Annotated in this window: 26 protein-coding genes and 1 tRNA gene; 15 read left to right on the top strand and 12 right to left on the bottom strand. The window is 56.5% G+C overall.

The window, feature by feature from the left end; genetic code table 11:
• Positions 1-64: 64 nt before the first annotated feature.
• The 6 genes from ACR0ER_RS16565 to ACR0ER_RS16590 form a co-directional block, all read right to left on the bottom strand.
• Positions 65-862, bottom strand: coding sequence for a hypothetical protein (locus tag ACR0ER_RS16565; protein ID WP_480769888.1), 798 nt, complete (start codon positions 860-862; stop codon positions 65-67).
• A 299-nt stretch (positions 863-1,161) separates the two neighbouring features.
• Positions 1,162-2,979 (bottom strand): translational GTPase TypA, encoded by a 1,818-nt coding sequence (gene typA, locus ACR0ER_RS16570; protein WP_480769889.1) that lies wholly within the window; start codon positions 2,977-2,979, stop codon positions 1,162-1,164.
• A gap of 76 nt (positions 2,980-3,055) precedes the next feature.
• Positions 3,056-3,391: a DMT family transporter gene (locus ACR0ER_RS16575; RefSeq protein WP_480769890.1), complete on the bottom strand. Its 336-nt coding sequence runs from the start codon at positions 3,389-3,391 to the stop codon at positions 3,056-3,058.
• Positions 3,392-3,782: 391 nt separating this feature from the next.
• Positions 3,783-4,940 carry an HD domain-containing protein gene (locus ACR0ER_RS16580; protein WP_480769891.1) on the bottom strand — a complete coding sequence of 386 codons (1,158 nt, stop codon included), beginning with the start codon at positions 4,938-4,940 and terminating at the stop codon, positions 3,783-3,785.
• On the bottom strand, positions 4,937-5,182 hold the full coding sequence (locus tag ACR0ER_RS16585; protein WP_170330159.1) for a hypothetical protein: 246 nt from the start codon (positions 5,180-5,182) through the stop codon (positions 4,937-4,939). Before ACR0ER_RS16585 ends, ACR0ER_RS16580 begins: the two co-directional genes overlap by 4 nt.
• A complete protein-coding gene (locus ACR0ER_RS16590) occupies positions 5,182-5,835 on the bottom strand; it encodes an alpha/beta hydrolase (protein ID WP_170330158.1) in 654 nt (217 codons plus the stop codon). The genes ACR0ER_RS16585 and ACR0ER_RS16590 overlap by 1 nt, the downstream gene beginning before the upstream one ends.
• Positions 5,836-6,012: 177 nt before the next feature.
• Here ACR0ER_RS16590 and iscR point away from each other — a divergent pair, with 177 nt between their 5' ends.
• The 10 genes from iscR to ACR0ER_RS16640 all read left to right on the top strand — a co-directional run bounded on the left by iscR (position 6,013) and on the right by ACR0ER_RS16640 (position 13,824).
• Positions 6,013-6,471, top strand: a complete 459-nt coding sequence (gene iscR, locus ACR0ER_RS16595; protein WP_170330157.1) for a Fe-S cluster assembly transcriptional regulator IscR — start codon at positions 6,013-6,015, stop codon at positions 6,469-6,471.
• Between the two features lie 57 nt (positions 6,472-6,528).
• Positions 6,529-7,572 (top strand): cysteine desulfurase family protein, encoded by a 1,044-nt coding sequence (locus ACR0ER_RS16600; protein WP_480769892.1) that lies wholly within the window; start codon positions 6,529-6,531, stop codon positions 7,570-7,572.
• 18 nt (positions 7,573-7,590) lie between these two features.
• Positions 7,591-9,111, top strand: a complete 1,521-nt coding sequence (sufB, locus tag ACR0ER_RS16605; RefSeq protein ID WP_480769893.1) for a Fe-S cluster assembly protein SufB — start codon at positions 7,591-7,593, stop codon at positions 9,109-9,111.
• Entirely contained in the window at positions 9,111-9,314 is a 204-nt protein-coding gene (locus ACR0ER_RS16610) for a hypothetical protein (RefSeq protein ID WP_170330154.1), read from the top strand. Before sufB ends, ACR0ER_RS16610 begins: the two co-directional genes overlap by 1 nt.
• 49 nt (positions 9,315-9,363) lie before the next feature.
• Entirely contained in the window at positions 9,364-10,119 is a 756-nt protein-coding gene (sufC, locus tag ACR0ER_RS16615; protein WP_480769894.1) for a Fe-S cluster assembly ATPase SufC, read from the top strand.
• The gene (sufD, locus tag ACR0ER_RS16620) at positions 10,119-11,399 is read left to right on the top strand and encodes a Fe-S cluster assembly protein SufD (RefSeq protein ID WP_480769895.1); all 1,281 of its coding nucleotides are present in this window, start codon (positions 10,119-10,121) and stop codon (positions 11,397-11,399) included. Before sufC ends, sufD begins: the two co-directional genes overlap by 1 nt.
• A complete protein-coding gene (locus ACR0ER_RS16625; protein WP_480769896.1) occupies positions 11,399-11,884 on the top strand; it encodes a YIP1 family protein in 486 nt (161 codons plus the stop codon). Before sufD ends, ACR0ER_RS16625 begins: the two co-directional genes overlap by 1 nt.
• On the top strand, positions 11,881-12,447 hold the full coding sequence (locus ACR0ER_RS16630; protein ID WP_480769897.1) for a YIP1 family protein: 567 nt from the start codon (positions 11,881-11,883) through the stop codon (positions 12,445-12,447). Before ACR0ER_RS16625 ends, ACR0ER_RS16630 begins: the two co-directional genes overlap by 4 nt.
• 13 nt (positions 12,448-12,460) lie before the next feature.
• Positions 12,461-13,681: a cysteine desulfurase gene (locus ACR0ER_RS16635; protein WP_480769898.1), complete on the top strand. Its 1,221-nt coding sequence runs from the start codon at positions 12,461-12,463 to the stop codon at positions 13,679-13,681.
• A 66-nt stretch (positions 13,682-13,747) separates the two neighbouring features.
• Positions 13,748-13,824: transfer RNA gene (locus ACR0ER_RS16640), tRNA-Arg, on the top strand.
• A 194-nt stretch (positions 13,825-14,018) separates the two neighbouring features.
• Here the strand turns inward: ACR0ER_RS16640 and ACR0ER_RS16645 are convergent.
• A complete protein-coding gene (locus ACR0ER_RS16645) occupies positions 14,019-14,420 on the bottom strand; it encodes a hypothetical protein (protein WP_480769899.1) in 402 nt (133 codons plus the stop codon).
• Positions 14,421-15,084: 664 nt separating this feature from the next.
• Positions 15,085-15,654 (bottom strand): peptidoglycan L,D-endopeptidase MepK, encoded by a 570-nt coding sequence (gene mepK / locus ACR0ER_RS16650; RefSeq protein ID WP_480769900.1) that lies wholly within the window; start codon positions 15,652-15,654, stop codon positions 15,085-15,087.
• Positions 15,655-16,008: 354 nt separating this feature from the next.
• On the opposite strand from mepK, the gene ACR0ER_RS16655 reads away from it, so the two are divergent.
• The 4 genes from ACR0ER_RS16655 to ACR0ER_RS16670 are packed head-to-tail and all read left to right on the top strand — an operon-like array spanning position 16,009 to position 20,248.
• Positions 16,009-17,613 carry a L,D-transpeptidase family protein gene (locus ACR0ER_RS16655; protein ID WP_480769901.1) on the top strand — a complete coding sequence of 535 codons (1,605 nt, stop codon included), beginning with the start codon at positions 16,009-16,011 and terminating at the stop codon, positions 17,611-17,613.
• 35 nt (positions 17,614-17,648) lie between these two features.
• The gene (lpxD, locus tag ACR0ER_RS16660) at positions 17,649-18,740 is read left to right on the top strand and encodes a UDP-3-O-(3-hydroxymyristoyl)glucosamine N-acyltransferase (RefSeq protein ID WP_480769902.1); all 1,092 of its coding nucleotides are present in this window, start codon (positions 17,649-17,651) and stop codon (positions 18,738-18,740) included.
• Positions 18,741-18,772: 32 nt separating this feature from the next.
• On the top strand, positions 18,773-19,030 hold the full coding sequence (locus ACR0ER_RS16665; RefSeq protein WP_170324939.1) for an acyl carrier protein: 258 nt from the start codon (positions 18,773-18,775) through the stop codon (positions 19,028-19,030).
• Positions 19,031-19,039: 9 nt separating this feature from the next.
• Positions 19,040-20,248, top strand: coding sequence for a beta-ketoacyl-[acyl-carrier-protein] synthase family protein (locus ACR0ER_RS16670; protein WP_480769903.1), 1,209 nt, complete (start codon positions 19,040-19,042; stop codon positions 20,246-20,248).
• Positions 20,249-20,314: 66 nt separating this feature from the next.
• On the opposite strand, the gene ACR0ER_RS16675 is transcribed toward ACR0ER_RS16670, so the two are convergent.
• A complete protein-coding gene (locus tag ACR0ER_RS16675) occupies positions 20,315-20,908 on the bottom strand; it encodes an invasion associated locus B family protein (protein WP_480769904.1) in 594 nt (197 codons plus the stop codon).
• 428 nt (positions 20,909-21,336) lie between these two features.
• Here ACR0ER_RS16675 and ACR0ER_RS16680 point away from each other — a divergent pair, with 428 nt between their 5' ends.
• Entirely contained in the window at positions 21,337-22,878 is a 1,542-nt protein-coding gene (locus ACR0ER_RS16680) for a helicase HerA-like domain-containing protein (protein ID WP_480769905.1), read from the top strand.
• Between the two features lie 28 nt (positions 22,879-22,906).
• On the opposite strand, the gene ACR0ER_RS16685 is transcribed toward ACR0ER_RS16680, so the two are convergent.
• From ACR0ER_RS16685 to ACR0ER_RS16695, 3 genes are all read right to left on the bottom strand, one after another.
• Complete coding sequence (locus tag ACR0ER_RS16685) at positions 22,907-23,158, bottom strand: hypothetical protein (protein ID WP_480769906.1); 252 nt, start codon at positions 23,156-23,158, stop codon at positions 22,907-22,909.
• A 186-nt stretch (positions 23,159-23,344) separates the two neighbouring features.
• Positions 23,345-24,658: a branched-chain amino acid ABC transporter permease gene (locus ACR0ER_RS16690; protein ID WP_480769907.1), complete on the bottom strand. Its 1,314-nt coding sequence runs from the start codon at positions 24,656-24,658 to the stop codon at positions 23,345-23,347.
• Positions 24,655-25,665, bottom strand: a complete 1,011-nt coding sequence (locus ACR0ER_RS16695) for a branched-chain amino acid ABC transporter permease (RefSeq protein ID WP_480769908.1) — start codon at positions 25,663-25,665, stop codon at positions 24,655-24,657. The genes ACR0ER_RS16690 and ACR0ER_RS16695 overlap by 4 nt, the downstream gene beginning before the upstream one ends.
• Between the last annotated feature and the right edge of the window lie 188 nt (positions 25,666-25,853).

A 25,853-nucleotide genomic window follows, 5' to 3' on the forward strand; every position in this document is an offset into this window, starting at 1 on the left:
TTCTGAATCAGATGGTCAGATTATGCCGATCAATTTTTAGCAGCATTGATCTGCAGATTCTCAATTAGAATACGCCACCACTGCCAGCACCTCCGGCATTGCCGCCACCGGTACCGCCGCCACTACCGGCACCGCCCGAGTTTCCACCGTCACCGCCGCTGTTGCTTCCGCCACTGCCACTACCGGAGCTGCCACCGCCGCCATTGTTGCCGCCGTTGCCGCTGCCGGAATTGCCGCCGCCGCCATTGCTTCCGCCGTTGCCGCTGCCGGAATTGCCGTCGCCGCCATTGTTGCCGCCGTTTCCGCTGCCGGAATTGCCGCCGCCGCCGTTGTTGCCGCCGTTGCCGCTGCCAGAATTGCCGCCGCCGCCATTGTTGCCGCCGTTGCCGCTGCCGGAATTGCCGCCGCCACCGTTGCTGCCGCCGCCACCACTGCTGCGGCCTTCACCGCTGCTGCGGCCGCCGCCGTTGTCGCCGCTGTCACTGCTACTGTTTCCACCATCGTTGCCGTTGTCGTCGCTTCCGCTACTGGCGAAGAAAACGCCAGAGTTTTCACCTTGACCATTTCCGTCAGAATCCCGATCAGAGGAATTTGTTGTTGCCGTTGGAATGTCTGTCAGAACAGATGCGAATCCAGGACAGCTTTCAAGAGTCCTTGCCAAAATATCCTCAAAGTCAGCCCGCCGCTGTATGTAGCGCAGCATTCGGGTATCAACGACTGTGCAACCACACAGGGTATCAGTTGATACCGACTGACGAGCTGTTTTAGTGTTACATCTTTCCGCAAGCACCGCACTGGCCGTAATCAGTGGGAATGTTGCCGAAACAAATACAATAGACAATAAACGGGATTTCACGCGCATAGCGCCACTCCTTCAATACTCGTTACAAACTTCTTCACAACAACTGTGGAGATACATGGCTTACAAAAAAAACGCGCCATCTTTATACCCTAATTACATCCAGTTTTTGGCGCAATTGCAAGGGGAGCTTAAGGAGAGCGACTTATATAATGCGCAACTATAAGGGGAAAGTGACTTGAAACCAAAAAGAAAGCCCGCCATATCGGCGGGCTGTTCTGGTGTTCAATGCTTGGAAAGGCGGGTAAAAATACCTCTGTTGAAGTATTGTTTCACAAAAGTGAACAATTTCACAGTCAACTCTAGGCAGATTTTGCCATGCGCTTGCGTTCGTGCGGATCGAGAAACCGTTTGCGCAGGCGTACTGCGTTAGGTGTTACTTCGACCAGTTCGTCATCGTCGATATACGCGATGGCTTCTTCCAGCGAAAACTGAACATGGGGGGTCAGCCGGACCGCGTCGTCGGAACCGCTGGCGCGTACGTTGGTCAGCTTTTTGCCCTTGAGCGGGTTAACCTCAAGGTCGTTATCCCGCGAATGCTCACCGATCACCATACCCTGATAGACATCAGCCTGAGGGCCAACAAACATGCGGCCACGCTCTTCCAGGTTCCACAGAGCGTAGGCGACGGCCTGACCATTCTCCATCGAGATCAGAACGCCTGCACGGCGGCCCGGGATCGGGCCTTTGTGGGCCGCCCAGCCGTGGAACACGCGGTTCAGCACACCGGTACCGCGAGTGTCGGTCAGGAATTCGCCATGATATCCGATCAAACCACGTGAGGGTACATGTGCGATGATACGGGTTTTGCCAGCGCCTGCGGGGCGCATCTCGGCCAGTTCGCCTTTGCGCGCACCTGTAATTTTTTCGATCACTGCGCCCGAGAATTCATCGTCAACGTCGATGGTAACCTCTTCGATGGGCTCCATGCGCTGACCGTCCTCGTCACGGAACAGAACCTGCGGGCGCGAGATGCTAAGTTCGAACCCTTCGCGGCGCATGTTCTCGATCAGAACGCCCATCTGCAATTCGCCGCGACCGGCCACCTCAAAAGCTTCACCGCCGGGGGTGTCGGTGATGCGGATGGCAACGTTGGATTCGGCCTCTTTCATCAGGCGGTCGCGGATCACACGCGACTGCACTTTTTTGCCGTCACGTCCGGCCAAGGGCGAATCGTTAATGCCGAAGGTCACGGTGATGGTCGGCGGATCGATCGGCTGCGCGGGCAGGGCCTCTTCAACCTGCGGCGACACCAGCGAGTCTGCCACGGTAGCCTTGCTCATGCCCGCGATGGTGACGATGTCACCGGCTTCGGCCACATCAATGGGCTGCTGGGCCAGACCGCGGAAGGCCAGGATTTTCGAGGCGCGGAAGCTTTCGATCAGCGTACCGTCGCGCGACAACGCTTTGAGGCTGTCACCGGCCTTCAGCGTACCGCTTTCCACGCGACCGGTCAGGATGCGTCCGATGAAGGGGTCGCTGCCCAGCGTAGTGGCCAGCATTCGGAAGGGCTCGTCCTTCTTTTCGGCTTGTTTGGGGGCGGGGACGTGATCGACGATCAGGTCGAACAGGGCGGTCAGGTCTTTGCGCGGCCCGTCCAACTCCATATCGGCCCAGCCCGAACGGCCCGAGGCATACATGGCCGGGAAATCCAGCTGGTCGTCGTCAGCGCCAAGGTTGGCGAACAGGTCGAAACACTCGTCCAGCGCGCGGTCGGGTTCGGCGTCGGGTTTGTCAACCTTGTTCAGCACCACGATCGGGCGCAGACCCAGAGCCAGCGCTTTGGAGGTCACAAACTTGGTCTGTGGCATCGGGCCTTCGGCGGCATCGACCAGCAGGACAACGCCGTCAACCATGCTGAGGATACGCTCGACTTCGCCACCGAAATCGGCGTGGCCGGGGGTATCGACGATGTTGATGCGCGTGCCTTTCCATTCGACCGAAGTAGCTTTGGCAAGGATGGTGATCCCGCGCTCGCGCTCGAGGTCATTGCTGTCCATGGCGCGTTCGGCGACAGCCTGGTTTTCCCGGAACGCGCCGGATTGTTTGAGCAGCTCATCCACCAGGGTCGTCTTGCCGTGGTCCACGTGAGCGATGATTGCGATGTTGCGCAGGTCCATGAGAGGTCAGCCTTTGAACGGGAAGTTGCCGCGCGAATAGCGCGGTTTGACCAAATAGGCCAGCCCTAACCGATGATCAGTGGCCAGCGGTCTTGGAAAACAGGTGAATGATCAGAATTCCGGCCAGAATCATCGTCAGTCCTAGGACCGCCGGCCAGTCCAGTCTTTGCCCGAAGACGATAAAGCCGATGATCGCGATGAACACGATGCCAAGGCCGGACCAGATCGCGTAGACGATGCCGACCGGCATGAATTTCAGCGTCAGACCCAGAAGATAAAAAGCAATGCCATAGCTGACAATGACCAGAACAGACGGCCAGAGGCGGCTGAACTGCTGGCTGGCCTGCAGGGCAGTGGTACCGATGGTCTCGGCGATGACCGCCAGAAACAGGATCAGATAAGCATGGGGCACGGTGAGGTTCTCGACAGAAGTTTTGCGAGGTTGAGCACGAAATCAGCCGCGCGGGCAAGAGAAATCTCGATGCCACCGGCCTTGTGAAAACGAAAGAGCCGAAACTGACAGCTGTCGTAAGGTCAGGATAACCTGACTGTCATTTTGCAAACCTCCGTGATAAAAAGCGTTTGTTTTTAAAGGTTTTTGTTTTGTGAGTGTTTTTCATGACGAAGTTTGCCAAGTATATCGTTTTTGTTTCGGCATTGATCGTAGCGCTCGGGTGGCTTGCAGGCGGGGGGTCCGTCGACAAAAATGCGGCCAAGTTTGTTGAACGGTTAGATAGTGATCAGGTTTGAGCGTCTGCTGAAACACGGGGGGAAAGAGGCCTTTGGGCCTCTTTTTCTTTTGCCTACGAATTGGTTGTAGCAGCAAAAAAGGTGTCAAGCTGCGGCTGAAGCCACGCCCACAGCCCCGGCGCTCCGCGCCCCACCGGGGTGCCGACACGCTGTTCGATCTGGGCGTAGGTGACGTTGTAATCTGTCCATGATCCACCACCAGTGGCAAGATTGCCGACTGGGGCCTGAAAGCGATCTATGGCCTTGGCAAAGCGGGCGTCCGGGCTGTCGGCAGCTTCGAATTCGTACCACAAGGACATAAAATCTGATTTTTGATCATCCGGCAGTAACCCGAACAGGCGTTCGGCTGCGGCCTGTTCCTTGGCCTCTTGCGCGGCGTGGTCGACTTGACCGTGGATCGGATGGTCTCCGGCGTCGATCTCGACGATATCGTGCAGCAACAGCATTTTAAGCGCGCGGTCGATCGAAACGCCTGGTGCTGCGTGTTCCGCCAGTGTCCAAGCGTACAGCATGATATGCCACGAATGCTCGGCCGAATTTTCGAACCGTTCACCGCTGAGCAGGCGCGAGGCGCGATAAACCGACTTCAACTGGTCGGTCTCTGCCAGAAAGGTAAGGCGGGTCGAGAATGTAGTTTCCGCGGGCTGGCCGCCGTCCAGCAGGCTCTGGGCGGCGGCATGGGCTTCGGGAAACTCGGTCTTCAGATAGGCCGCACGCCCGCCATTCAGGTTGTCCTGCACGATTGCCCGGTGTTCTGGCATTGGATTGGGCGCGCATAGGACCTGGAACATCGGCTGGCAACGATCCAGATATTTGGCGAATTTCGCGTCCGGGCTTTGGTCGGCCTCGAACTCCTGCCACAAGGCAAGACAGGTCGCAGCTTGATCCGTGGGCAACAGGCCAAACAACTCGGCTGCGGCGGCGTTTTCAAGCCGCTCGACCGCCTGCCAGTCTGTTTTCAGGTGGATCGGGTGGTCACCAACTATGATCTCGACCAGATCATGCAGCAACAGCATCCGGATGACCCGGTCGATGCTGACATCTGTATCGGCCAAGGGTTGCATCACCAGCGCCCAAAGCGCCAGTTGCCAGCTATGCTCGGCCGCGTTTTCAGGGCGGGACTGATCCAGCAGGAAGTTGGCGCGATCAACCGATTTCAGGCTGTCCGCGCGTTTCAGGAATTCGATTTGCGCGGACAACCTGTTGTTCATTTCTTTTCAATTGCCTTTGTTTTCGCGCGGTGTTCGGTAAGTCGTTTGATTACAAACTGGCGGGCCTTGCGCTCGGACAAACGAACGCGGATTTCGGTTAGAAACGCTTCTTCCAAAGTCTGAGAGGACGCCCCCAAAAGATCGCCCACTTCAACATAGAAGCGGTCTTCTCCGGTTTCGTCCATCACTTTCATAGTGTCCTCGGCCAGCTTCGCGGCGAGGGTGGTGATGGTGTCGGACATTAACGCGTGTTCTCGGTCAGGCGGCGTTTTACATAGTCGCTGACATCAGTGATCAGTGTGTCCATGTGACGGTCCTGGAAGAAGTGGTCGGCGCCTTCCACTTCGTTATGAGTGATGGTGATACCTTTTTGTTCGTGAAGTTTGTTGACCAGCGAGGTCGTGTCTGTCGGTGGCGCTACACGGTCAGCCGAGCCATTGATGATCAGGCCAGAGGACGGGCAGGGTGCCAAGAACGAGAAATCGTACATGTTGGCCGGCGGCGACACGCTGATAAAGCCGGTGATTTCCGGGCGGCGCATCAGCAGTTGCATCCCGATCCACGCCCCAAACGAGAAACCGGCGACCCAGCAGTGTTTTGAGTTGCTGTTCATTGACTGCAGGTAATCCAGCGCCGAAGCGGCATCGCTTAATTCACCCACGCCTTGATCGTATTCGCCTTGGCTGCGACCGACACCACGGAAGTTAAAGCGCAACACGGTGAAACCCATGTTGTAGAACGCATAATGTAGGTTGTAGACCACCTTGTTGTTCATGGTCCCGCCAAACTGTGGATGCGGGTGAAGCACGATGGCGATCGGTGCGTCTTTTTCCTTTTGCGGGTGGTAACGGCCTTCCAGGCGGCCTTCGGGTCCGGGAAAAATCACCTCGGGCATGTGTGCTTTGGTCCTGTCTTTTTCTTCTTGGCGCCGGGATATACTTGACGGTTATCGTCAGGCACCTTAGAACGGTTCTAATTAAGTTGCTTTGCGCAAGTTGCTGCCTGTCGGAGATACGCACTGGCGGCGGCGGCGTCAATGTTTTCGCGCGGTATCTGCCAAGAGGAGTAGACAATGAAGCTTTCGACCAAAGGTCGTTATGCAATGGTTGCATTGGCTGATATCGCTACTCAACCTCAGGATACCCTTGTGACATTGGGGGAAATCTCGGAGCGGCAAGATATTTCGCTGCCGTATCTGGAGCAACTTTTTGTCAAACTCCGCCGCGCTGATCTGGTGTCTTCAGTTCGTGGGCCGGGAGGGGGATACCGTTTGGCGCGTCCGGCATCGGAAATTCGCGTGGTCGAGGTTTTGGCGGCCGTGGATGAAACGGTTGATGCCTTGCAAAAAGGCGCAGGGGCGTCTGGTGCGTCTTCTGGAAGCCGGGCTCAATCGCTGACCAACCGTTTGTGGGAAAGCCTCAGTGCGCATGTCTATGTTTTCCTGCACCAGACGCGGCTGTCGGATGTGATCAAAAACGATCTTGCTCCGTGCCCTGCCGTGCCGAGCCTGTTTGCCATTGTGGATGAGTGATGTGATGCAGCATGTATCCGGCAATTCAGGGTTTCGCGTTTTGAAAAAGGTGTATCCATGACTCGCATTTACCTGGATCATAACGCGACAACGCCTCTGCGCCCCGAGGCGCGCGACGCGATGATTGCGGCGATGGATTTGTGCGGAAACCCGTCCTCGGTCCATGCCGAGGGGCGCGCCGCCAAGGCGGTGGTTGAACGCGCGCGGGCGCAAATTGCATCCGCTTTTGGTGCCGATGGGGCAGATATCGTGTTTACCTCGGGCTCGACCGAAGGGGCGGCGCTGGCGCTGGGTGGTCGAAACCTGCACGGCTCGGCGATTGAGCATGATGCGGTAAGGGCTTGGGTTATCGAAGATTTACCTGTTGCGAATACCGGTCAGGTACAAGTGTCAGAACCCGAAGCATCGACCCTGCAATTGGCCAACTCGGAAACCGGACTTGTTCAGAAGCTTCCAAAGGGGCTGGCCGTAACCGATGCGACTCAGGCGTTTGGTAAGTTGCCGGTCGCGTTCAACTGGCTGGATACCCAGATGGCGTTGATCTCGGCCCACAAACTGGGTGGCCCAAAAGGTATCGGTGCTGTGGTGATGAAACGCGGCACGGATTTGCCTGCCCAGATCAAGGGCGGCGGTCAGGAAGTGGGTCGTCGTTCGGGCACGGAAAATGTCATTGGAATTGCAGGGTTCGGAGCCGCAGCTGAGGCAGCAGCTCGGGATCTGGCCAATGGCGTGTGGGAGCAGGTCCGGGAATTTAGAAATATTCTAGAAAAGGCCCTTGAGGCTGGGTCTAAATCTACTATTTTTGTCGGGAAAGATCAGGATCGCCTGCCCAATACACTGTGTTTCTCCACCCCAGGCTGGAAGGGCGAAACGCAGGTGATGCAGATGGACTTGGCTGGGTTTGCGGTCAGCGCGGGCTCGGCCTGTTCCAGCGGCAAGGTCCGCGCCAGCGCGGTTCTAACGGCAATGGGATATGACGAGGTCACGGCTGCCAGCGCCATACGCGTGTCGCTTGGGCCGCTGACGACCGAAGAAGATGTGCTGCGCTTCGCCGAAGCGTGGCTTGAAAAAGAGAAAAAGCATCGCGCGCGCGCCGCGTGATCTGACGGAGTGAAGGATATGGCCGCTTTGGACCAGACCCAGGTAAAAGAAGGTGTCGATCAGGAAACCGTGGATGCGGTACGAGAGGTTGGCACCTACAAATACGGCTGGGATACCGATATCGAGATGGAATATGCGCCCAAGGGCGTAAACCCGGATATTGTCCGCCTGATCTCTGAGAAAAACGAAGAGCCCGAGTGGATGACCGAATGGCGCCTGTCGGCCTTTGAACGCTGGACCAAGATGGAAGAGCCGACGTGGGCGATGGTGCATTACCCGCCAATCGACTTTCAGGACCAGTATTACTATGCCCGCCCGAAATCGATGGAGGAAAAACCGAAATCGCTGGATGAGGTCGACCCCAAACTGCTGGCCACATACGAAAAGCTGGGTATCCCGCTGAGAGAACAGATGATTCTGGCCGGGGTCGAAGGGGCCGAAAACATGCCCGCAGAAGGTCGCAAGGTCGCTGTGGACGCGGTTTTCGACTCGGTTTCCGTGGGCACGACCTTCAAGGACGAACTGGCCAAACACGGCGTTATCTTCTGTTCGATCTCCGAGGCGATCAAAGATCACCCTGAACTGGTGAAGAAATACCTAGGTACCGTGGTTCCGGTCTCGGACAACTTCTACGCTACGCTGAACTCGGCCGTGTTCTCGGACGGGTCGTTTGTGTACATCCCTCCGGGAGTTCGCTGCCCGATGGAGCTGAGCACCTATTTCCGTATCAATGCGGAAAACACCGGCCAGTTCGAACGCACGCTGATCATCGCCGACAAGGGATCCTACGTGTCCTATCTAGAGGGCTGTACTGCGCCTCAGCGTGACACGGCGCAACTGCACGCTGCTGTGGTTGAGATCATCGTCGAGGAAGACGCCGAGGTGAAATACTCGACCGTTCAGAACTGGTTCCCCGGAGACGAGGAAGGCAAGGGCGGCATCTACAACTTTGTGACCAAACGCGCCGATTGTCGGGGGGACCGGTCCAAGGTGATGTGGACGCAGGTGGAAACCGGCTCGGCTGTGACGTGGAAATACCCGTCCTGCATCCTGCGCGGCAATGAAAGCCAGGGCGAGTTCTACTCGATCGCGATCACAAACAACATGCAGCAGGCTGACACCGGCACCAAGATGGTCCATCTGGGCAAGAACACCAAGTCGCGCATCGTGTCCAAGGGCATCAGCGCTGGCAAGGCGCAGAATACCTATCGTGGTTTGGTCTCGATGCACCCGAAGGCCAAGGACAGCCGTAACTACACCCAGTGCGACAGCTTGTTGATCGGCGACAAATGCGGGGCGCACACGGTTCCGTATATCGAGGTCAAAAACAACTCATCGCGCGTCGAGCATGAGGCGACGACGTCCAAGGTGGACGACGATCAGCTGTTCTACTGCCGTCAGCGCGGCATGGACGAGGAAGAGGCCGTGGCACTGGTGGTCAATGGGTTCTGCAAGGACGTGCTGCAGGCGCTGCCGATGGAGTTCGCCATGGAAGCGCAGCAACTAGTGGCAATCTCGCTGGAAGGCTCTGTCGGTTGATGGCGAAGACACCCCGGAATCGCATCCAGAAGGATGATGTGCTGACCTGGCTTGGGTATGCACTGCCGGTTTTGGGCGGCCTGCTTGGCATGGCCTATGTCAACATCTTCTACATGGACTTCATCAACCCGGTCTGGGCGGTGGGCATCGGGGCAATCCTGGGATGGGTTGCCGCGCGTCTGATCCGCAAAGTGCTGGGATAGGAATTTATCGGGGCCGGGGCGCCCCTTGCGATACGCAAAAGGACAAAACATGCTGGAAATCAAGAACCTGCACGTGCAACTTGAAGAAGAAGACAAGCAGATCCTGAAAGGTGTGGATCTGACGGTTGAGGCCGGCAAGGTGCACGCGATCATGGGGCCGAACGGCTCGGGCAAATCGACGCTTAGCTATGTGCTGTCAGGTCGGGATGGCTATGAGGTCACCGAAGGTTCGGCCACTCTGGACGGCCAAGACCTGTTGGAGATGGAACCGGAAGAGCGTGCCGCGGCTGGCGTCTTTCTGGCGTTCCAATATCCGGTCGAAATTCCGGGCGTCGGCAACATGACCTTCCTGCGCACCGCCGTGAATGCACAGCGCAAGGCCCGCGGGCAAGAGGAACTGTCTGCCGCCGAATTCCTGAAAGTGGTCCGCGAAAAGGCCAAATCGCTGAAGATCGATGCGGACATGCTCAAGCGTCCGGTTAATGTCGGTTTCTCGGGCGGTGAGAAAAAGCGCAACGAAATCCTGCAGATGGCGATGCTGGAACCCAAGATGTGCATTCTGGACGAGACCGACTCGGGCCTCGACGTGGATGCGATGAAGCTGGTCTCCGAAGGCGTCAACGCGCTGCGGGACGAGGGCCGGGGTTTTCTGGTCATCACCCACTATCAGCGTCTGTTGGACCACATCAAACCTGACGTCGTCCACATCATGGCGAATGGTCGTATCGTGAAAACCGGCGGCCCCGAACTGGCGCTGGAAGTTGAACATAACGGTTACGCCGACATTCTGGCCGAGGTGAACTGATGGCTTTGCCGCAAGCAAAACAGACCGCAACCGAGGAACGGCTGGCCGCGCTGACCATGCCCGATGCCGGATGCACGCGTGCCGCGCGTGAAGATGCGCTGGCGCGAGTGTTGGAGATGGGTCTGCCCGGACGGCGCGACGAGTATTGGAAATACACGCGCCCCGACACTTTGATTTCGCCGGAAGCACCACGTGCCGCGCTGTTCCACTCGGATGAGGCGATATTGTTCGGCGAGATCGACCGGTTGAAAATCGTCTTTATCGACGGCGTGTTCAGCGCCGAAGAATCCGACGAGCTGGAGCTGGAAGGCGTTAACATTGAACGGATCGAGGATATCTGTTGCAAGGATATCCACTGGGCCAAGGAATTGTACGGCGTTCTTGAGGCGGGTGGGCAGTCCCCGGTGCAACGGCCTCTGGCTGCGCTGAACACGGCCTTTGCCGGGGATGGCGTGGCGATTCACGTCACCGGCAAGCCATCCAAGCCGATCAGCCTGATCTATCGCCACGCGTCGGAGACGTCGGATGCTATGCTGCATCACATTGTCCGTGTCGAAAGCGGGGCCGAGGTGACGATTCTGGAAAACGGTCCGGCGGCATCGCGTTTCAACAAGTGCATGGAGATTGACATCGCCGACAACGGCACGCTGCATCACGTGCGCGCGCAGGGTCGCGATCACGAGCGTCGGGCGATGACCCATATGTTTACCCGTCTGGGTCAGGAATCGACCTACAAGTCGTTCACCCTGACCGCAAATGGTGTTCTGACCCGTAACGAGCAGGTGGTCGAGCTGACCGGTGACGATGCGGTGGCCCATGTGGCTGGTGCCTGTGTTGGCGATGGTGATTTTCTCCATGACGATACCGTCTTCATCACCCATGACGCGGTGAATTGCGAAAGCCGTCAGGTGTTCAAGAAGGTTCTGCGCAACGGAGCAACCGGCGTATTTCAGGGCAAAATCCTTGTGAAGGAAGGCGCCCAGAAAACTGACGGCTATCAGATCAGTCAGTCGCTGCTGCTGGATGATGACAGCCAGTTCCTCGCCAAGCCCGAGCTTGAGATCTATGCCGATGACGTTGCGTGCTCGCACGGGTCGACCTCGGGTGCGATTGACGAGACGGCCCTGTTCTACCTGCGCTCGCGCGGGGTTCCGGTCAAGGATGCCACCAACATGCTGACGCTGGCCTTTCTGGCCGAGGCGGTGGACGAGATCGAAGACAGCGAACTGGCCGATGCGATCGTGACCCGTCTGGAAGGCTGGCTGGCGCGGCGCAGCTGATGCCTGTCACATCGGATATCGTGGCCACGTACCGGGGGCCGGGGCGCGTAGTGCGTCGGCTTCTGGATCTGGGTGAACGCGAGGACAGGGCGTTGATCTTTGTCATGGGGTTCTGCGTGGTGGCCTTTATCGCGCAGCTCCCCAGCCTTGCCCGGCGGGCGCATCTGGAGGGGCTTGAGCTGAACATGCTGATGGGGGGCGCCTTGTTGGGCACCGTCATCATCCTGCCGCTGTGTTTCTACGCGCTGGCATTTGTTTCCTATGGCGCAGCCCGCATGGTCGGAGGGCGCGGAACTGCTTATGGCGCCCGACTTGCTCTGTTTTGGGCTCTCTTGGCGTCAACGCCATTGGTTTTACTGAATGGGCTTATCGCCGGTTTCATCGGACCAGGTCCGGCATTGACCTTAGTCGGAATGATCTGGTTTGCAGTCTTTATTTGGTTCTGGCTTTCCGGTCTCAGACAAACTCAAAGGCGGGCGGAATGAGCACAACGTCGCTTGGCAATCTCGCGGTCTTGACCGTCACTAACCCTGCCCAAACCGCACGCTTGTTGCTGGCTCTACGACCGGGGCGTGAAGTTTTGTGGCTGGGGTTTTCTCTGGCCGTGGTTCTAAACTGTCTGCTTCAAGTGGGGATGGCGCAAGCGCTGCCAGTTCCACCCGGCCAGCCCGTTCCCGCTGCCGAGCCGGTTTTGCTGATCCTTGCCCGCTCGGCCGGGGCCATGATGCTGAGCGTTTTGGCGTTTTTGATGTTTGGCCGCTTGCTGGGCGGGGGCGGGTCCTTTGATGATATCTTCCTGTTGACGGTCTGGCTCCAATACCTGCAGATCGCCGGGTTGCTGTTGTCGCTGATATCGCTACTGGTGCTGCCGTTGCTGATCGTTGTGATTACCCTCGCAACGGCGGTGTTGAGCCTTTACGTCACGCTCCATTTCCTGAATGAAGCGCATAAATTCGGATCGCTCTGGAAATCCTTCGGGGTCATTTTGCTGTCTGCTCTTGTAGCGGTACCTTTTGTCCTCGCGTTAACACCCAGCGGCCCGGTATAGGGATAAGAAGACCATGTATGACGTAGAAAAAATCCGTGCAGACTTTCCGATCCTTTCGCGCGAGGTGAATGGCAAGCCTTTGACTTACTTGGATAATGGGGCTTCTGCGCAAAAGCCTCAGATTGTCATCGATGCGGTGACACGGTCTTATGCCGAGGAATACTCGAACGTTCACCGTGGTCTGCATTTTCTGTCCAATCTGGCGACCGAGAAATACGAAGCTGTCCGCGGAACCATCGCCCGTTTTCTGGGCGCGGCGGATGAGGATGAGATCGTACTAAACTCTGGCACGACCGAGGGGATCAATCTCGTTGCTTATGGCTGGGCGATGCCGCGGTTGCAGGCGGGGGACGAGATCGTCCTCAGCGTTATGGAGCATCATGCCAACATCGTGCCTTGGCACTTCCTGCGCGAACGTCAGGGGGTTGTCCTGAAATGGGTCGACGTGGATGCCGAAGGCGGTCTGGACCCGCAGGCCGTGATCGACGCAATTGGCCCCAAGACCAAGCTGGTTGCCGTGACACAGTGCTCGAACGTTCTGGGCACTGTGGTTGATGTCAAAGCCATCACCCAAGACGCCCACGCCAAGGGGGTTCCCGTGCTGGTCGATGGCAGCCAAGGCGCCGTGCATATGCCGGTCAATGTTCAGGATATCGGCTGCGATTTCTACGCGATCACCGGGCACAAATTGTACGGCCCGTCCGGCTCGGGTGCGATCTACATCAAATCGGAACGCATGGCCGAGATGCGCCCCTTTATCGGTGGCGGCGACATGATCAAAGAGGTCAGCAAGGATCAGGTGATCTACAACGATCCGCCGATGAAATTCGAGGCCGGAACGCCCGGTATCGTCCAGACCATCGGGCTGGGCGTGGCGTTGGACTACATGATGGAACTAGGGATGGAGAACATCGCCGCGCACGAGGCCGGAATTCGCGACTATGCGATGCAGCGCCTGACCGGCCTGAATTGGGTGCAGGTGCAAGGCACCCGTGCCGACAAGGCGGCCATCTTCAGCTTTACGCTGGACGGGGCAGGGCACGCGCATGATGTCTCAACTATTCTGGACAAGAAAGGTGTCGCCGTGCGCGCCGGCCACCATTGTGCCGGACCGCTGATGGATTTCTACGGTGTGACCGCAACCTGCCGTGCCAGCTTTGGCCTGTACAACACCAAGGATGAGGTCGACACGCTGATCGACGCGCTGGAATTGGCGCATGAACTGTTTGCTTAAAAGCTAGCCGGTTCGGGTGGATTTGCAGTTGCACCCGGATCGGAACAACGTTAGCTAACGGCCAAGGCACCTGTAGCTCAGCTGGATAGAGCGCTGCCCTCCGAAGGCAGAGGCCAGAGGTTCGAATCCTCTCAGGTGCGCCATACCATCCAAAAAAATTATTTACTTACATTGATTTAAGTGGGTATTGCGCTCTGTTGGGTGACACATGGCAAGAAACTGGTACGCGCACGGCTCAATAGTGGTGCAGATTAAATATGTGGAATGGCGTAAAGGTACGGCGTAGAACCGCCAGATTTCAGTTGCCGACCGAACCGGAAATCACTTGGCCAGTAGATCATTGAGTATTTATTGCCTCTTTCAAGGCTGTGTCAAAACCTGACGACATCACCCAGTTGCTGGCATTATGTTCATAGTATTCAATCTCGGGCTTAATATCGCGATTAATTCTCGTTAGTAATTCAGCGCAAAGGGCCGCCATATCCAACCGATAGATAACTTCTGATTCCACATCATAGCCCATTGGATGTTCTGCCCACCCCTTGATCACTCCGACTTCATGGGAGTCGAGAAACTTTCGGCACTCCGATCCAGCAGAAATGAAACCGGTTATTCGATCCAGTCGCCTGGCTTCTGACTCCGTGTACCATTGCCATAGCGGAAAAACGGCAATGGCTGCTGCCGCGATAACAACCAACCGTTCAGTTGCTAGCAGAATATTCCCAACGTTCACAGACATGACAAATCTTTCCTTCAAAAGTCTTCATTGAGGACGCCATGAGTTTACCCCGGAGCAAAAAAATGCACTATTTTGAATGATGCGAAGTCACTATCCCTGTTGGTGCAGGTAAACGTGAAAAACCCAGCTATCGGTCATATGTGAGATGGAAAACCTTAGCTTAGCCGGATCTATAAGGGGCAAGGAAGGCTCTGGTAGCGGTTAGATGAGCGTCTGCCTACTTTCCAGATATTGACAATTTCACACTTGCCCAAAAGGGTTCAAAAAGTTTGCTGATCTACGGAGTCTTGCAGACGAAGCTGGAACAAACGGAAAGAGAACAGATTGACGAGCTATATTAGTTAATAGTTCGGGGCAAGTTATGAATCTCGTAGGATAGACGGTTGATTTAGGAGTTAATCCGGTAGGTCGCTAACTTTGCGGACGGCGACACAAAGAGCGACACATGTGATTTTAAGGTTGACGTAACTAACTGTAAATAAATTGAAACGCAGTAGCAAAGATGAACTATGATCCTCTCAGGAGCGAATGTTCCCTTCGTCTTAAGGTTACGTACAGCGCTCGCAACGAAGATTTTTCAGTACACCTGAAACGCCTTTTCCTGTGGCCTAAAAAAACAAAGAGCGCCTAAGGGCGCTCGTCGTTTCAAAACTGTGCCGGGTGTTTAGCCGCCCCAGCTGCGAACTTGACCGCAATCCATATGGACAAAGTTTGACCGAGAGTATTTGCCCACACCACCGGCACGACAGGAAATGGCAGCCCTGGCCATTTGCGAAACCGACCGCGACGACAGACGCAAGTCGGCGGCCTGGCCTTTCATATGCAGCGAGTTCTTGGCTACCCGGCGCGATCGCGAGCGCAGCATCGCGTTGGTCTGCGGCGAACGATAGCCCGAAAGCAGCATGTACGGTTCGTTCACGTCCAATAGATTGTGCGAGGCCGCCATGATGTCGATAGTGCGAAGATCCATGTCTTTGACCTGGTCGGTCCGCCAGTCACGCATGAAATGATTAACCTCTTTCACGGCATCCTTGATGTATTTTCCATCGACCCAATAGATCATGTCGATGCGTTCGCCGGTGCGTCCGGAATACATGCGAATACGCCGGATGTCGCCACCACCCCGAAGAAATCCTGCCGCATTGGAATAGGTCGGTGCCGACACAACTGCCGTAGCTGCGAATGCGCCCAAAAGGGCACGCCGGGTCAAGCCCGAGGTACTGCTCATCGTCATTTCAGTTTCGTCCCGTACTGTTCCTGCCTGCACACGATGTTACGCGCGCGTTCTTAATTTTTTCCCATCCCAGATGCGGGTTTTATGACACAGTCGCGAAAATCAGCCAAGAAGTCTTTCAAAGACACCTTTTCAAGGGGGAATTTTCGGCAGTTTTTTGCGCAGGTGATGCGTTTGTGTATAATTCAGAGGCATTTGGCGGCGCAATTCCGCCGGGCGATGCAAACACGCATCACGCACCGACAGATGAGCCGCGATGATACACTTGTGAATAGACAAGCTGCACGTGGCGCAATCATAGTTGATCGGCACGCATCCCAGCGGCTCAATACAAAGAATAATCAAGGCCACCCCATGTTCTCAGGTTTTCGAACGCGTACTAGTTTTGTTTTAACGGCATGTTTTCTGGCTTCAGCATCGATCGCAGGCGCAGAAACTCGGCCTACAAGTGCTTTTCAGATGGCAGTGGCGGAATATGCTCCTTCGGGGTCAGGGATTACGGAATTTTACCGGGAAAACGGATTTGCGCCGGTTTGGGTGGGAGATTCGCCGGAACATAGGGCGCGGCGGGCGCGGTTGATCAAGGCTTTGTCGGGCATTGAGATGCACGGTCTGCCGCAGGGGTCATACAGCGCTCAGGCGTTGTTGGATCAGATGCAGAACGCTCGCACAACGCGTGACCTGGGTGCTGTCGAGATCCAGTTGAGCCGCGCTTTTGTAGAATATGCTAGAAACCTGCAATCGGGCGCGTTGCGACCTTCCGCGATTGACGACGGGTTGGTGCGCAAAGTCGAGCGGACCTCGGCCAAGGACCATCTTAAGGGTCTGATCGCGGCGGAAAATGGCGGCTATTTCGATCAGTTGGCCCCGCAATCGACGCAATACCTTGCATTGATGAAGCAGAGGCTGGTTCTGGAAAACCTCGTCAACCAAGGGGGCTGGGGACCCACGGTTCCGGTGTCCAAGTTGGAGTACGGGGACACGGGATCTGATGTAATTAGGTTGCGTAACCGGCTGGTTTCCATGGGTTATCTACGTCCCACGGCCAACCCGGACTTCGACACAACCCTGTTGGGCGCCGTACAGGCGTTTCAAACAGACCATGGCCTTGAGGCTGACGGCGTTGCCGGACAAGGCACGATCACTGAACTCAACCGCAGCGCCTCGGATCGGCTTAAATCCGTTTACGTTGCGCTTGAGCGTGAACGCTGGTTGCCGCGCGAGCGTGGTGAGCGTCACATTCTGGTCAACCAGACAGATTTCTCAGCCAAGATCGTGGATGATGGTTTGATCACGTTCGAAACGCGCGCCGTGATCGGAAAGAACACGCATGACCGCCGAAGCCCCGAATTCTCGGACGAGATGGAGCATATGGTCATAAACCCGAGCTGGTATGTTCCGCGCTCAATTATCACCAAGGAATACCTGCCCAAGCTGAAATCAAACCCACACGCTGTCGGTCATATTCAGATCACCGATAGCAGCGGTCGTCAGGTCAACCGCGGTGCTGTGGATTTCACCCGTTTCAACAAGCGAAACTTCCCGTTTTCAATGCGCCAGCCACCCGGCACCAGCAACGCTCTGGGGTTGGTGAAGTTCATGTTCCCGAACCAGTACAACATCTATCTACATGATACGCCTCAGAAAAGCCTGTTTGCACGCGAGGTTAGGGCGTTTTCGCACGGTTGTATCCGTTTGGCTCAACCATTTGAGTTTGCGTATGCGCTGTTAGCCAAGCAGGAAGAAAACCCCAAGGCGTTTTTCCATCGCGTACTGAACACCGGTAAAGAAACCACGGTGCATTTGGAAAAACACGTTCCGGTTCACATCATCTATCGAACGGCCTTTATCGGGCCAAAGGGCAAGGTTCAGTATCGCCGGGATGTATATGAGCGGGATCAGAAAATCTGGGAGGCTCTGCAAAAAGCAGGGGTGGCCCTGCCGGACGTTCAGGGGTAATCAGCAGGGCAGGTCCTTAAACCGGGAAGCCCGATATGCAATACACCATCCAGCAGATTGCCGACGCCCTTGGGGCGGAAAGTCAGGGTGATACCAGCCTGATCATCGAACGCGCTGCCGAACCAGCGGAAGCTAAAACCTCTGATCTGGCAATGGCGATGTCTCCGAAATATGCCGAGGCACTGAGTGGCGGGTCTGCGCGCGCCGCCGTTGTTTGGGAAGGTGCCGATTGGCAGGAGATGGGGTTAGAGGCCGCGATTTTCGTACCTCGACCTCGTATGGCGATGGCGGGGGTTACCGCGATGCTGGATCGCGGGCAGGGCGTTGAGCCGGGAGTTCACCCATCCGCCGTGATCGACCAGACGGCAGAAATCGGAGAGGGTGCCTCAATCGGTCCGCTGGCCGTCATCGGTGCACGTGTTCGGATTGGCAAAGGTGCGGTAATTGGCCCGCATTGCGTGATCGGGATGGACGCCGTTCTGGGCGATCACACGATGTTGCGTGAAATGGTCAGCATCGGTGCCAGAGCGCAAATCGGAGACCGCTTCATCGCCCAACCCGGTGCACGGATCGGCGGCGACGGGTTCAGCTTTGTCACCCCCGAAGTGTCTGGCGCGGAAAACGCGCGCAAAACGATGGGGGATCAGGGCGACGCGCGGGCGCAAAGTTGGCTGCGCATTCACTCTCTGGGTGCCGTTGAGATCGGAGACGACGTCGAGGTCGGCGCCAACTGCACGGTTGATAATGGTACCATCCGCAATACCCGCATCGGCAACGGCTCGAAGCTGGATAACCTTGTGCATGTCGGCCACAACACCCGTGTCGGGCAGGATTGCCTATTGTGCGGTCAAACAGGCGTTTCCGGATCGGTTGAAATCGGAAATAATGTGGTTCTTGGCGGCCAGACCGGTGTGGTCGATAACATCTTCATCGGCGACGGTGTAATCGCGGGGGGCGGCACCAAAATTCTGTCTAACGTCCCCGCGGGCCGTGTGATCATGGGTTATCCAGGCATCAAGATGGATACCCATACCAATATCTACAAAGCGCAACGTCGTCTGCCGCGAATTGCCCGTGACGTCGAAGCGTTGAAAAAGGCTGTTTTCAAACAGCCCCCGAGCGATTAAATCATCCTCAACGGGATAATCAGAGGACCGACATGAGCATCACCGACCGCGTCATCGCAATCATTGCTGAGCAGGCCGTGCTTGAGCCCTCGGATGTCACACCCGAAAGCACGCTTGAAGATCTTGGAATCGACAGCCTCGGCCTAGTCGAGAGCATCTTCGCCATTGAGGAAGAGTTCGACATCTCGGTCCCGTTCAATGCCAACGAACCCGAGGCCAGCGACTTTGATATCTCGAACGTGGCAGCCATCATTGCCGGTATCGAAAAGCTCGTGTCGGAAAAGGTCTGACCAGAGTTGATGAAACGCGTTGTTATTACCGGCGCCGGGACGATCAACTCGCTGGGCCATTCCGTTCCCGATACGCTGGAAGCCATGCGCGAAGGGCGTTGCGGTATTTCGGAGCTTGAATTCCGGGATGTGGATCGGCTTTCGATCAAAATCGGTGGTCAGGTTCGGGGGTTTGAAGCGGAAGGTCGTTTCAACCGCCAACAGATGAGCCTTTATGACCGGTTCACCCAATTCACCCTAACGGCAGCCAAAGAAGCGATTGATCAGTCAGGGATCGAATTCCATGGCGATCTGGCCGCACGTTCCGGGGTTGTTCTGGGAACAGCCGGGGGCGGTGTTTCGACTTGGGACGACAACTACCGATCTGTCTACGAGGACGGCAAGAACCGCGTTCATCCGTTTGTTGTACCAAAGCTGATGAACAATGCGGCGGCCAGCCATGTGTCGATGGAGCATAACCTCAAGGGCCCAAGCTTTACTGTTTCAACGGCCTGTGCTTCGTCGAACCACGCAATGGCACAGGCGTTCCAGATGGTGCGAAGCGGTGCGGCGCCCGCGATGATCACCGGTGGGTCAGAGTCCATGCTGTGCTTTGGCGGCGTGAAGGCTTGGGAAGGATTGCGCGTCATGTCCAAGGACGCCTGCCGCCCGTTTAGCGCCAACCGCAACGGTATGGTCCAAGGAGAAGGCGCTGGTGTGTTTGTCTTTGAAGAATACGAACACGCCCGGGCACGTGGTGCCGAGATTCTGTGTGAAGTAGTTGGCTTCGCCATGTCCTCTGACGCGTCGGACATCGTCATGCCCAGCAAACAGGGTGCAGCGCGGGCCATGGCGGGTGCCCTTTCGGATGCGCGTTTAGATGCGGATCAGGTTGGCTATATCAACGCCCATGGCACTGGCACGGCTGCGAATGACAAGACCGAATGTGCAGCCGTTGCGGACGTGTTCGGGCCGCATGCGGATGACCTGATGATTTCATCCACCAAATCCATGCACGGTCACCTGATCGGCGGAACCGGTGCGGTTGAATTGTTGGCCTGTATCATGGCGCTGCGGGATGGCGTGATTGCTCCAACAATTGGCTATGAAGAGCCGGATCCGGAATGCGCGTTGGACGTTGTACCCAACGAAGCGCGGGAAGCGAAGGTTGAAGTGGCTTTGAGCAATGCTTTCGCTTTTGGTGGGCTGAATGCCGTTCTGGCACTGAAACGAATTTAAAAAAGCAGACGACAGAAATCAAAAGGCCGCCGGAATAACCCGGCGGCGTTTTTATTTGTATATGGTTCAGTTTTGGTTGGTGCCCAGCCCTTCGAAACCAGCTGTGAAACCGGCCAGCGACATATCCATTTGGATTACCTGATCGGGGAAGCGGGCAGGAACTAGTGAAAGAACCGCTTTGGTGCCAGCCTTCATTGCATCGATGTCGCCCTGGCTAAAACCCAGTTGCGCGACACAGCCGACAGGGAGGCAATGGTGATAGTTGTACAGCTTGCGTGGAGCACCGTCGATGGAAAGTGCCAGTTGTGCCTGCAGAAGGGTCTCCAGCGGTACGATCACATTGGCCCAAGCAACTGCTGCGCCACCTTCCGGAAGTTTCCCAATTGAGACTTCGGCCAATGGTTCGCCTTGTTGGCCGTTCAGGATCTGTACCAACGCGCATGGGTCCTCGCCGGTTTCAGCCTTGATGCAAGAAATTTCCCAATCTCCGGATTTTTCTTTTACGAACTGCTCTCCGACGCGCGGTCCGGAAGTACCTAAATCCAAGCCGTTGTCAGCAGGAGCAGGTTGGGTTTCTTCGGTTTGCGTTTCTTGCGCGATTGCCGCGCCGGACAACACCATGGCGGTCGTTGCGGTAAGAACGAGAAGTTTCTTGATCATGAATGCCTCGACGTGTGATTGAGCGTTTTTTGTGGGTATTAACACCCTTCTGACATGGTGTCAGGCGTTAAGCTGCACAATTGGCTGGATGTGATCGTTTTTTTTGCCAATGTCGTTCCATACCTATCAATGAAAAAGGGAGCCGGTGGAGCGGCTCCCTTCTAAAATGTTCTCCCCGTCGGACTGGCCGACTTAGTTATGGGCAGACGTTACGAAAGGCGGGCTCAGTGGTCAACTGCAAACCTGAACTTTTAATATCGTAACAAGCATTCCTTTAAAAAAACCGCGCCCGAAGGCGCGGTCAGTCGACAGGGAGGAAGTTTGCCACCCTTCACTTGTCGCAACGAAGGCGGCGAAATTGACTATCGCAGTTAAAGGTTAACTTTGTATGCTGGGGGCAGATCGGTGGAAATTAAGGCCTTATATTCATGGATAAAAACATCATTCTGGGCGGCGCGGGTGACGACTACAGCCTGCCTCAATCATTGACGCTGAAATATGCCAACCGGCATGGATTGATTGCTGGCGCGACGGGCACGGGCAAAACCGTAACGTTGCAAATTCTAGCCGAAGGGTTTTCGGAGGCGGGTGTTCCAGTGTTCCTTTCCGATGTCAAAGGCGACTTGTCCGGTTTAGCCAAGGCAGGCAGCGACACCCACAAGTTGCATCAGGCGTTTCAGGATCGTGCAGTTCGCATTGGGCTGCAGGATTATGCTTATGCTGCTTGTCCGGTGACATTTTGGGATCTGTTCGGCCAGCAAGGTCACCCGGTTCGAACAACCGTGACCGAGATGGGCCCGCTGCTGCTTTCGCGCCTTATGGACCTGAGTGAGGCTCAGGAGGGTATTCTGAATATCGCTTTCCGAGTGGCCGATGAAGAAGGAATGCCGTTGCTGGACCTCAAAGACCTTCAAGCGCTGTTGGTCTGGATAGGTGAGAACCGGGCACAATTGTCTCTTCGTTATGGCAACGTTTCGACCGCTTCGATCGGAGCGATTCAGCGGCGGTTACTGGTTCTGGAAAACCAGGGTGGGACGAACCTGTTCGGCGAACCCGCGCTGGAACTCACCGATCTGATGCGGACCGACGAAAATGGGCGAGGCATGGTGAACATTCTGGCCTCGGACAAGTTGATGGGCGCTCCGCGTCTCTATGCAACGTTTCTGTTGTGGCTGTTAAGTGAGCTTTTCGAGGAACTGCCCGAAGTCGGCGACCCTGACAAACCCAAACTGGTCTTCTTCTTTGATGAGGCGCATCTGCTGTTCGAGGATGCCCCTAAGGTTCTGGTCGACAAGGTCGAGCAGGTCGCGCGCCTGATCCGGTCCAAGGGGGTTGGTGTTTATTTCATCTCACAAAACCCGGCGGACATCCCCGAGGATATACTGGGACAACTCGGAAACCGGGTGCAGCATGCGTTGCGTGCGTTCACAGCTCGGGACCGCAAGAACCTGCGTCTGGCGGCGGAAACCTATCGTGAGAACCCGGCGTTCGATACCGAAGCTGCGATCCGTGAGGTTGGTGTGGGTGAGGCCGTGACCTCGATGTTGCAGAAAAAAGGGGTACCGGGGATTGTCGAACGCACCCTGATCCGTCCGCCCGGTTCGCAGTTGGGTCCAATCACCGAGGATGAGCGTCAGGCGATACTGTCATCCTCTCCGATGCAGTCCAAGTACGGAACGCTGAAAGACCGCAAGTCAGCGTTCGAAATCCTCCAGGCCCGCGCGGAAAAGGCGGCCCAGGACGCCGCCAAAGCGGAAGAACAGGAAGAGACGAAGACAGTGGCAGAACGCGAATTTGCCACGGCGCGCCGCTATTCCGGCGGTCGGGTTGGGCGGTCTTCGTCCCGGGTGTTGCGAAAGAAAGATACCTTTGCCACGGCCATGAGCGAAGCTGTCATCAAAGAACTCAAAGGAACGACCGGCCGCCGTATCGTCCGCGGTATATTGGGCGGGCTGTTTCGGGGCCGGTAGGTGCATGGGTGCCGCGCGGCGCCTATTTTTACTTCAGGCGGCGCTGGCCTTCTTGAATGCAATAGGCATCCGCCTCAGGAACCGACATCTTGGTGGCCGGAAAGTCAATTGCGCGATCCCATTCAACCCGGTTTTGGCGGTACAATTGGCAGGTGACCACACCTTTTGGAGTTTGAACCTTCACCGGCTCAGTTTCCAGATCCTTGGGGGACGGGATGCAGGCAGCCAAACTGGCGACTACCGGCAACATGAGGATTTTGGGAATAAACGAAGTTTTCATGTGTCGTCTTCTCACTCTCGAAATTTGGCCTGTGGTTTGAGCCAAGATGTACTATTTTAACTGAAGGCGAACTGGCGCAGGTCCAGAGCGCAGCCGACGGTAACTTGGTCTATTCGGCTTCGGTTGTTGAATCAAGAAACCGTGCCGGATATGCGGCGCGGTTTCGAATTTTCCCCGTAAAGTGGTCTATTTCTCTGGAATTAAGCCCCTTGGGCTGAATCTGAGAACAATCAGAAGTATCAGCCCCATGGTCAGCAGGCGCATATGCGCGGCGCTTTCGATCAGATGCGCTTTGAGTGCACTGCCATCGGGCATACCCGCTGTAATCAGGTTCATCAGCCATAGGCCGATGGGTTCGACCTGAACCCAGAGGAACCAGATCACGAACGCACCTAACACCGCGCCGAAGTTGTTGCCCGAGCCGCCAACGATCACCATCACCCAGACAAGGAAGGTGAAGCGCAGCGGTTGATAAGCACTCGGCGTCAACTGACCGTCCAACGTGGTCATCATCGCACCCGCGATGCCACAGATGGCTGAGCCCAGTACGAAGATTTGCAGGTGGCGGCGGGTGACGTCTTTGCCCATAGCTTCGGCCGCAACCTCGTTATCGCGAATGGCGCGCATCATGCGGCCCCAGGGGCTGTGCAACGCCTTCTGGGCCATCCACAGCAGTACCAGAAGAACGATCATGAACAGCAGCGAATAGCCCAGTTTGACCGATAGGGTCGAGGCTGTGACCGGGTCCAGCCCCAGCCATTCCGCGCGCGCGACAAAGCCGGGGTCGTTCTGCAGGTCGACCTCGTAGCCGACGACTGGGGCAGGGCGCGGGATGCCGTAGACGTTCTTGACGCCACGAGCCAGCCAATCCTCGTTCTTCAGGATCGCGATGATGATCTCGGCAATGCCTAGTGTCGCAATTGCCAGATAATCCGAGCGTAGTCCCAGAGCGGTTTTACCGATCAGCCAGGCCGCACCGGCCGCCAACAGACCTCCGGCAGGCCAGGCCAGCAGCACCGGCAGGTTCAGGCCTCCAAGGTTGCCGGCGACCGCAGGTTCAATCGCCTCGACGGCTGCCGTGTTGGGATCCAGCACGGCGCGGTAGATAAAGAACCCCGCAATCAGGATAGCGATGATCGACAGGGTCCGTACCCGGCCCTTCGGCATCTTCTGCGCAACCAGCACGGTGGCCACAACGGTCGCGGCACCCAACAGCAAGGCCAAAACGATGCCATACCCTCCGGCAGACCATGCTCCGGGCGTGGTTGGGGTCGATACCAACACAACTGCCAACCCGCCCAGCGCGACAAAGCCCATGACACCGACGTTGAACAGTCCGGCAAAGCCCCATTGAAGGTTCACACCCAGCGCCATGATGGCCGAGATCAGCCCCATGTTCAGGATCAGGATCGCGGCGTTCCAGCTTTGGGTGAATCCGGTCAGCAGGATCAACCCGCCGACCACAGCGAAAAGCAGCGTGTTTTTGACAGACTCAGTCATACTGCTTTCCCCTTAAATAGACCGGTAGGTTTGAACAGCAGTACGATCAGCAGGATCACAAAGCTGACGGCGAATTTGTAGTCGGTGGACAGGAATTGCACCAATCCCGACGGCTCCAGGTTTTCCGGCGCCAGATAAGTCAGCACCTTTTTCCAGGCATAGGTGATCGTCACCTCGGAAAAGGCGATGATAAAGCCGCCTGCGATGGCACCCAAAGGGCTGCCGAGGCCACCCACGATGGCCGAGGCAAAGATCGGCAGCAGCAGTTGGAAATAGACAAAGGGTTTGAAGCTTTTGTCGAGGCCATACAGAACGCCCGCTGTGGTCGCCAGCGCGGCAACAATGATCCATGTGATCATCACCACGCGTTCGGGGTTGATACCGGACAGCAGCGCCAGATCCTCGTTGTCGGAATAGGCGCGCATCGACTTGCCGGTGCGGGTTTTGTTGAGAAACCAGAACAGCAGCGCCACGGCGACAACGGCCACGACTACGGTAATGCCCTGAGAGGTCTTGATCGCTAGCCCCTCGCGTAGCCCGGTCATCTCCTTGAAATCACGAGCGGACACAATGAATCGCGCTCCGTCCGAGAACCTTTGGTCATCCGGCCCGATGATAAAGCGTACCAGACCGTTCATAATGAACATCACGCCCATTGAAACGATCACCAGAATGACCGGTTTGGCCTTTTGTTCTCGGTAAAAGCGATAGACTAAACGGTCGGTGATCAGCACCAGAACGATACAGCCCAGAATTGCAAAGGGCAGGGCGAGCAGAGCGGTTGGCAATGGCCCGAAACTGACCCCGACGGCTTGCAGACCCCATGTGAACAGCACGGCAATCATTGCGCCAAAGGCCATCGTGTCGCCATGAGCAAAGTTCGAAAACCGAAGGATGCCGTAGATCAGCGTGACCCCAAGCGCCCCTAATGCCAGCTGGCTGCCATAGGCAATCGCAGGCACCAGCACAAAGTTCGCAAGCGCCACAAGCGCGTTTAGTATGTCCATCTCACCTTCCCATTCCGACGGGTGCGGCCTTATGGCATAGCAGAGAGCAAAGACACAATGTTTCTGCCCTCAGAGAACGGCGGTTTCTCCTGAAAAATTCTTTAAATGCGCCACGTTTCATTGACCAAAGACGTGCGAGCGGGACCCGTCGATGTATTTCCCGAATGGAGCGGGTCGAAAACCGTATT

The sequence above is a fragment of the Ruegeria sp. CH8 genome (assembly GCF_056536985.1).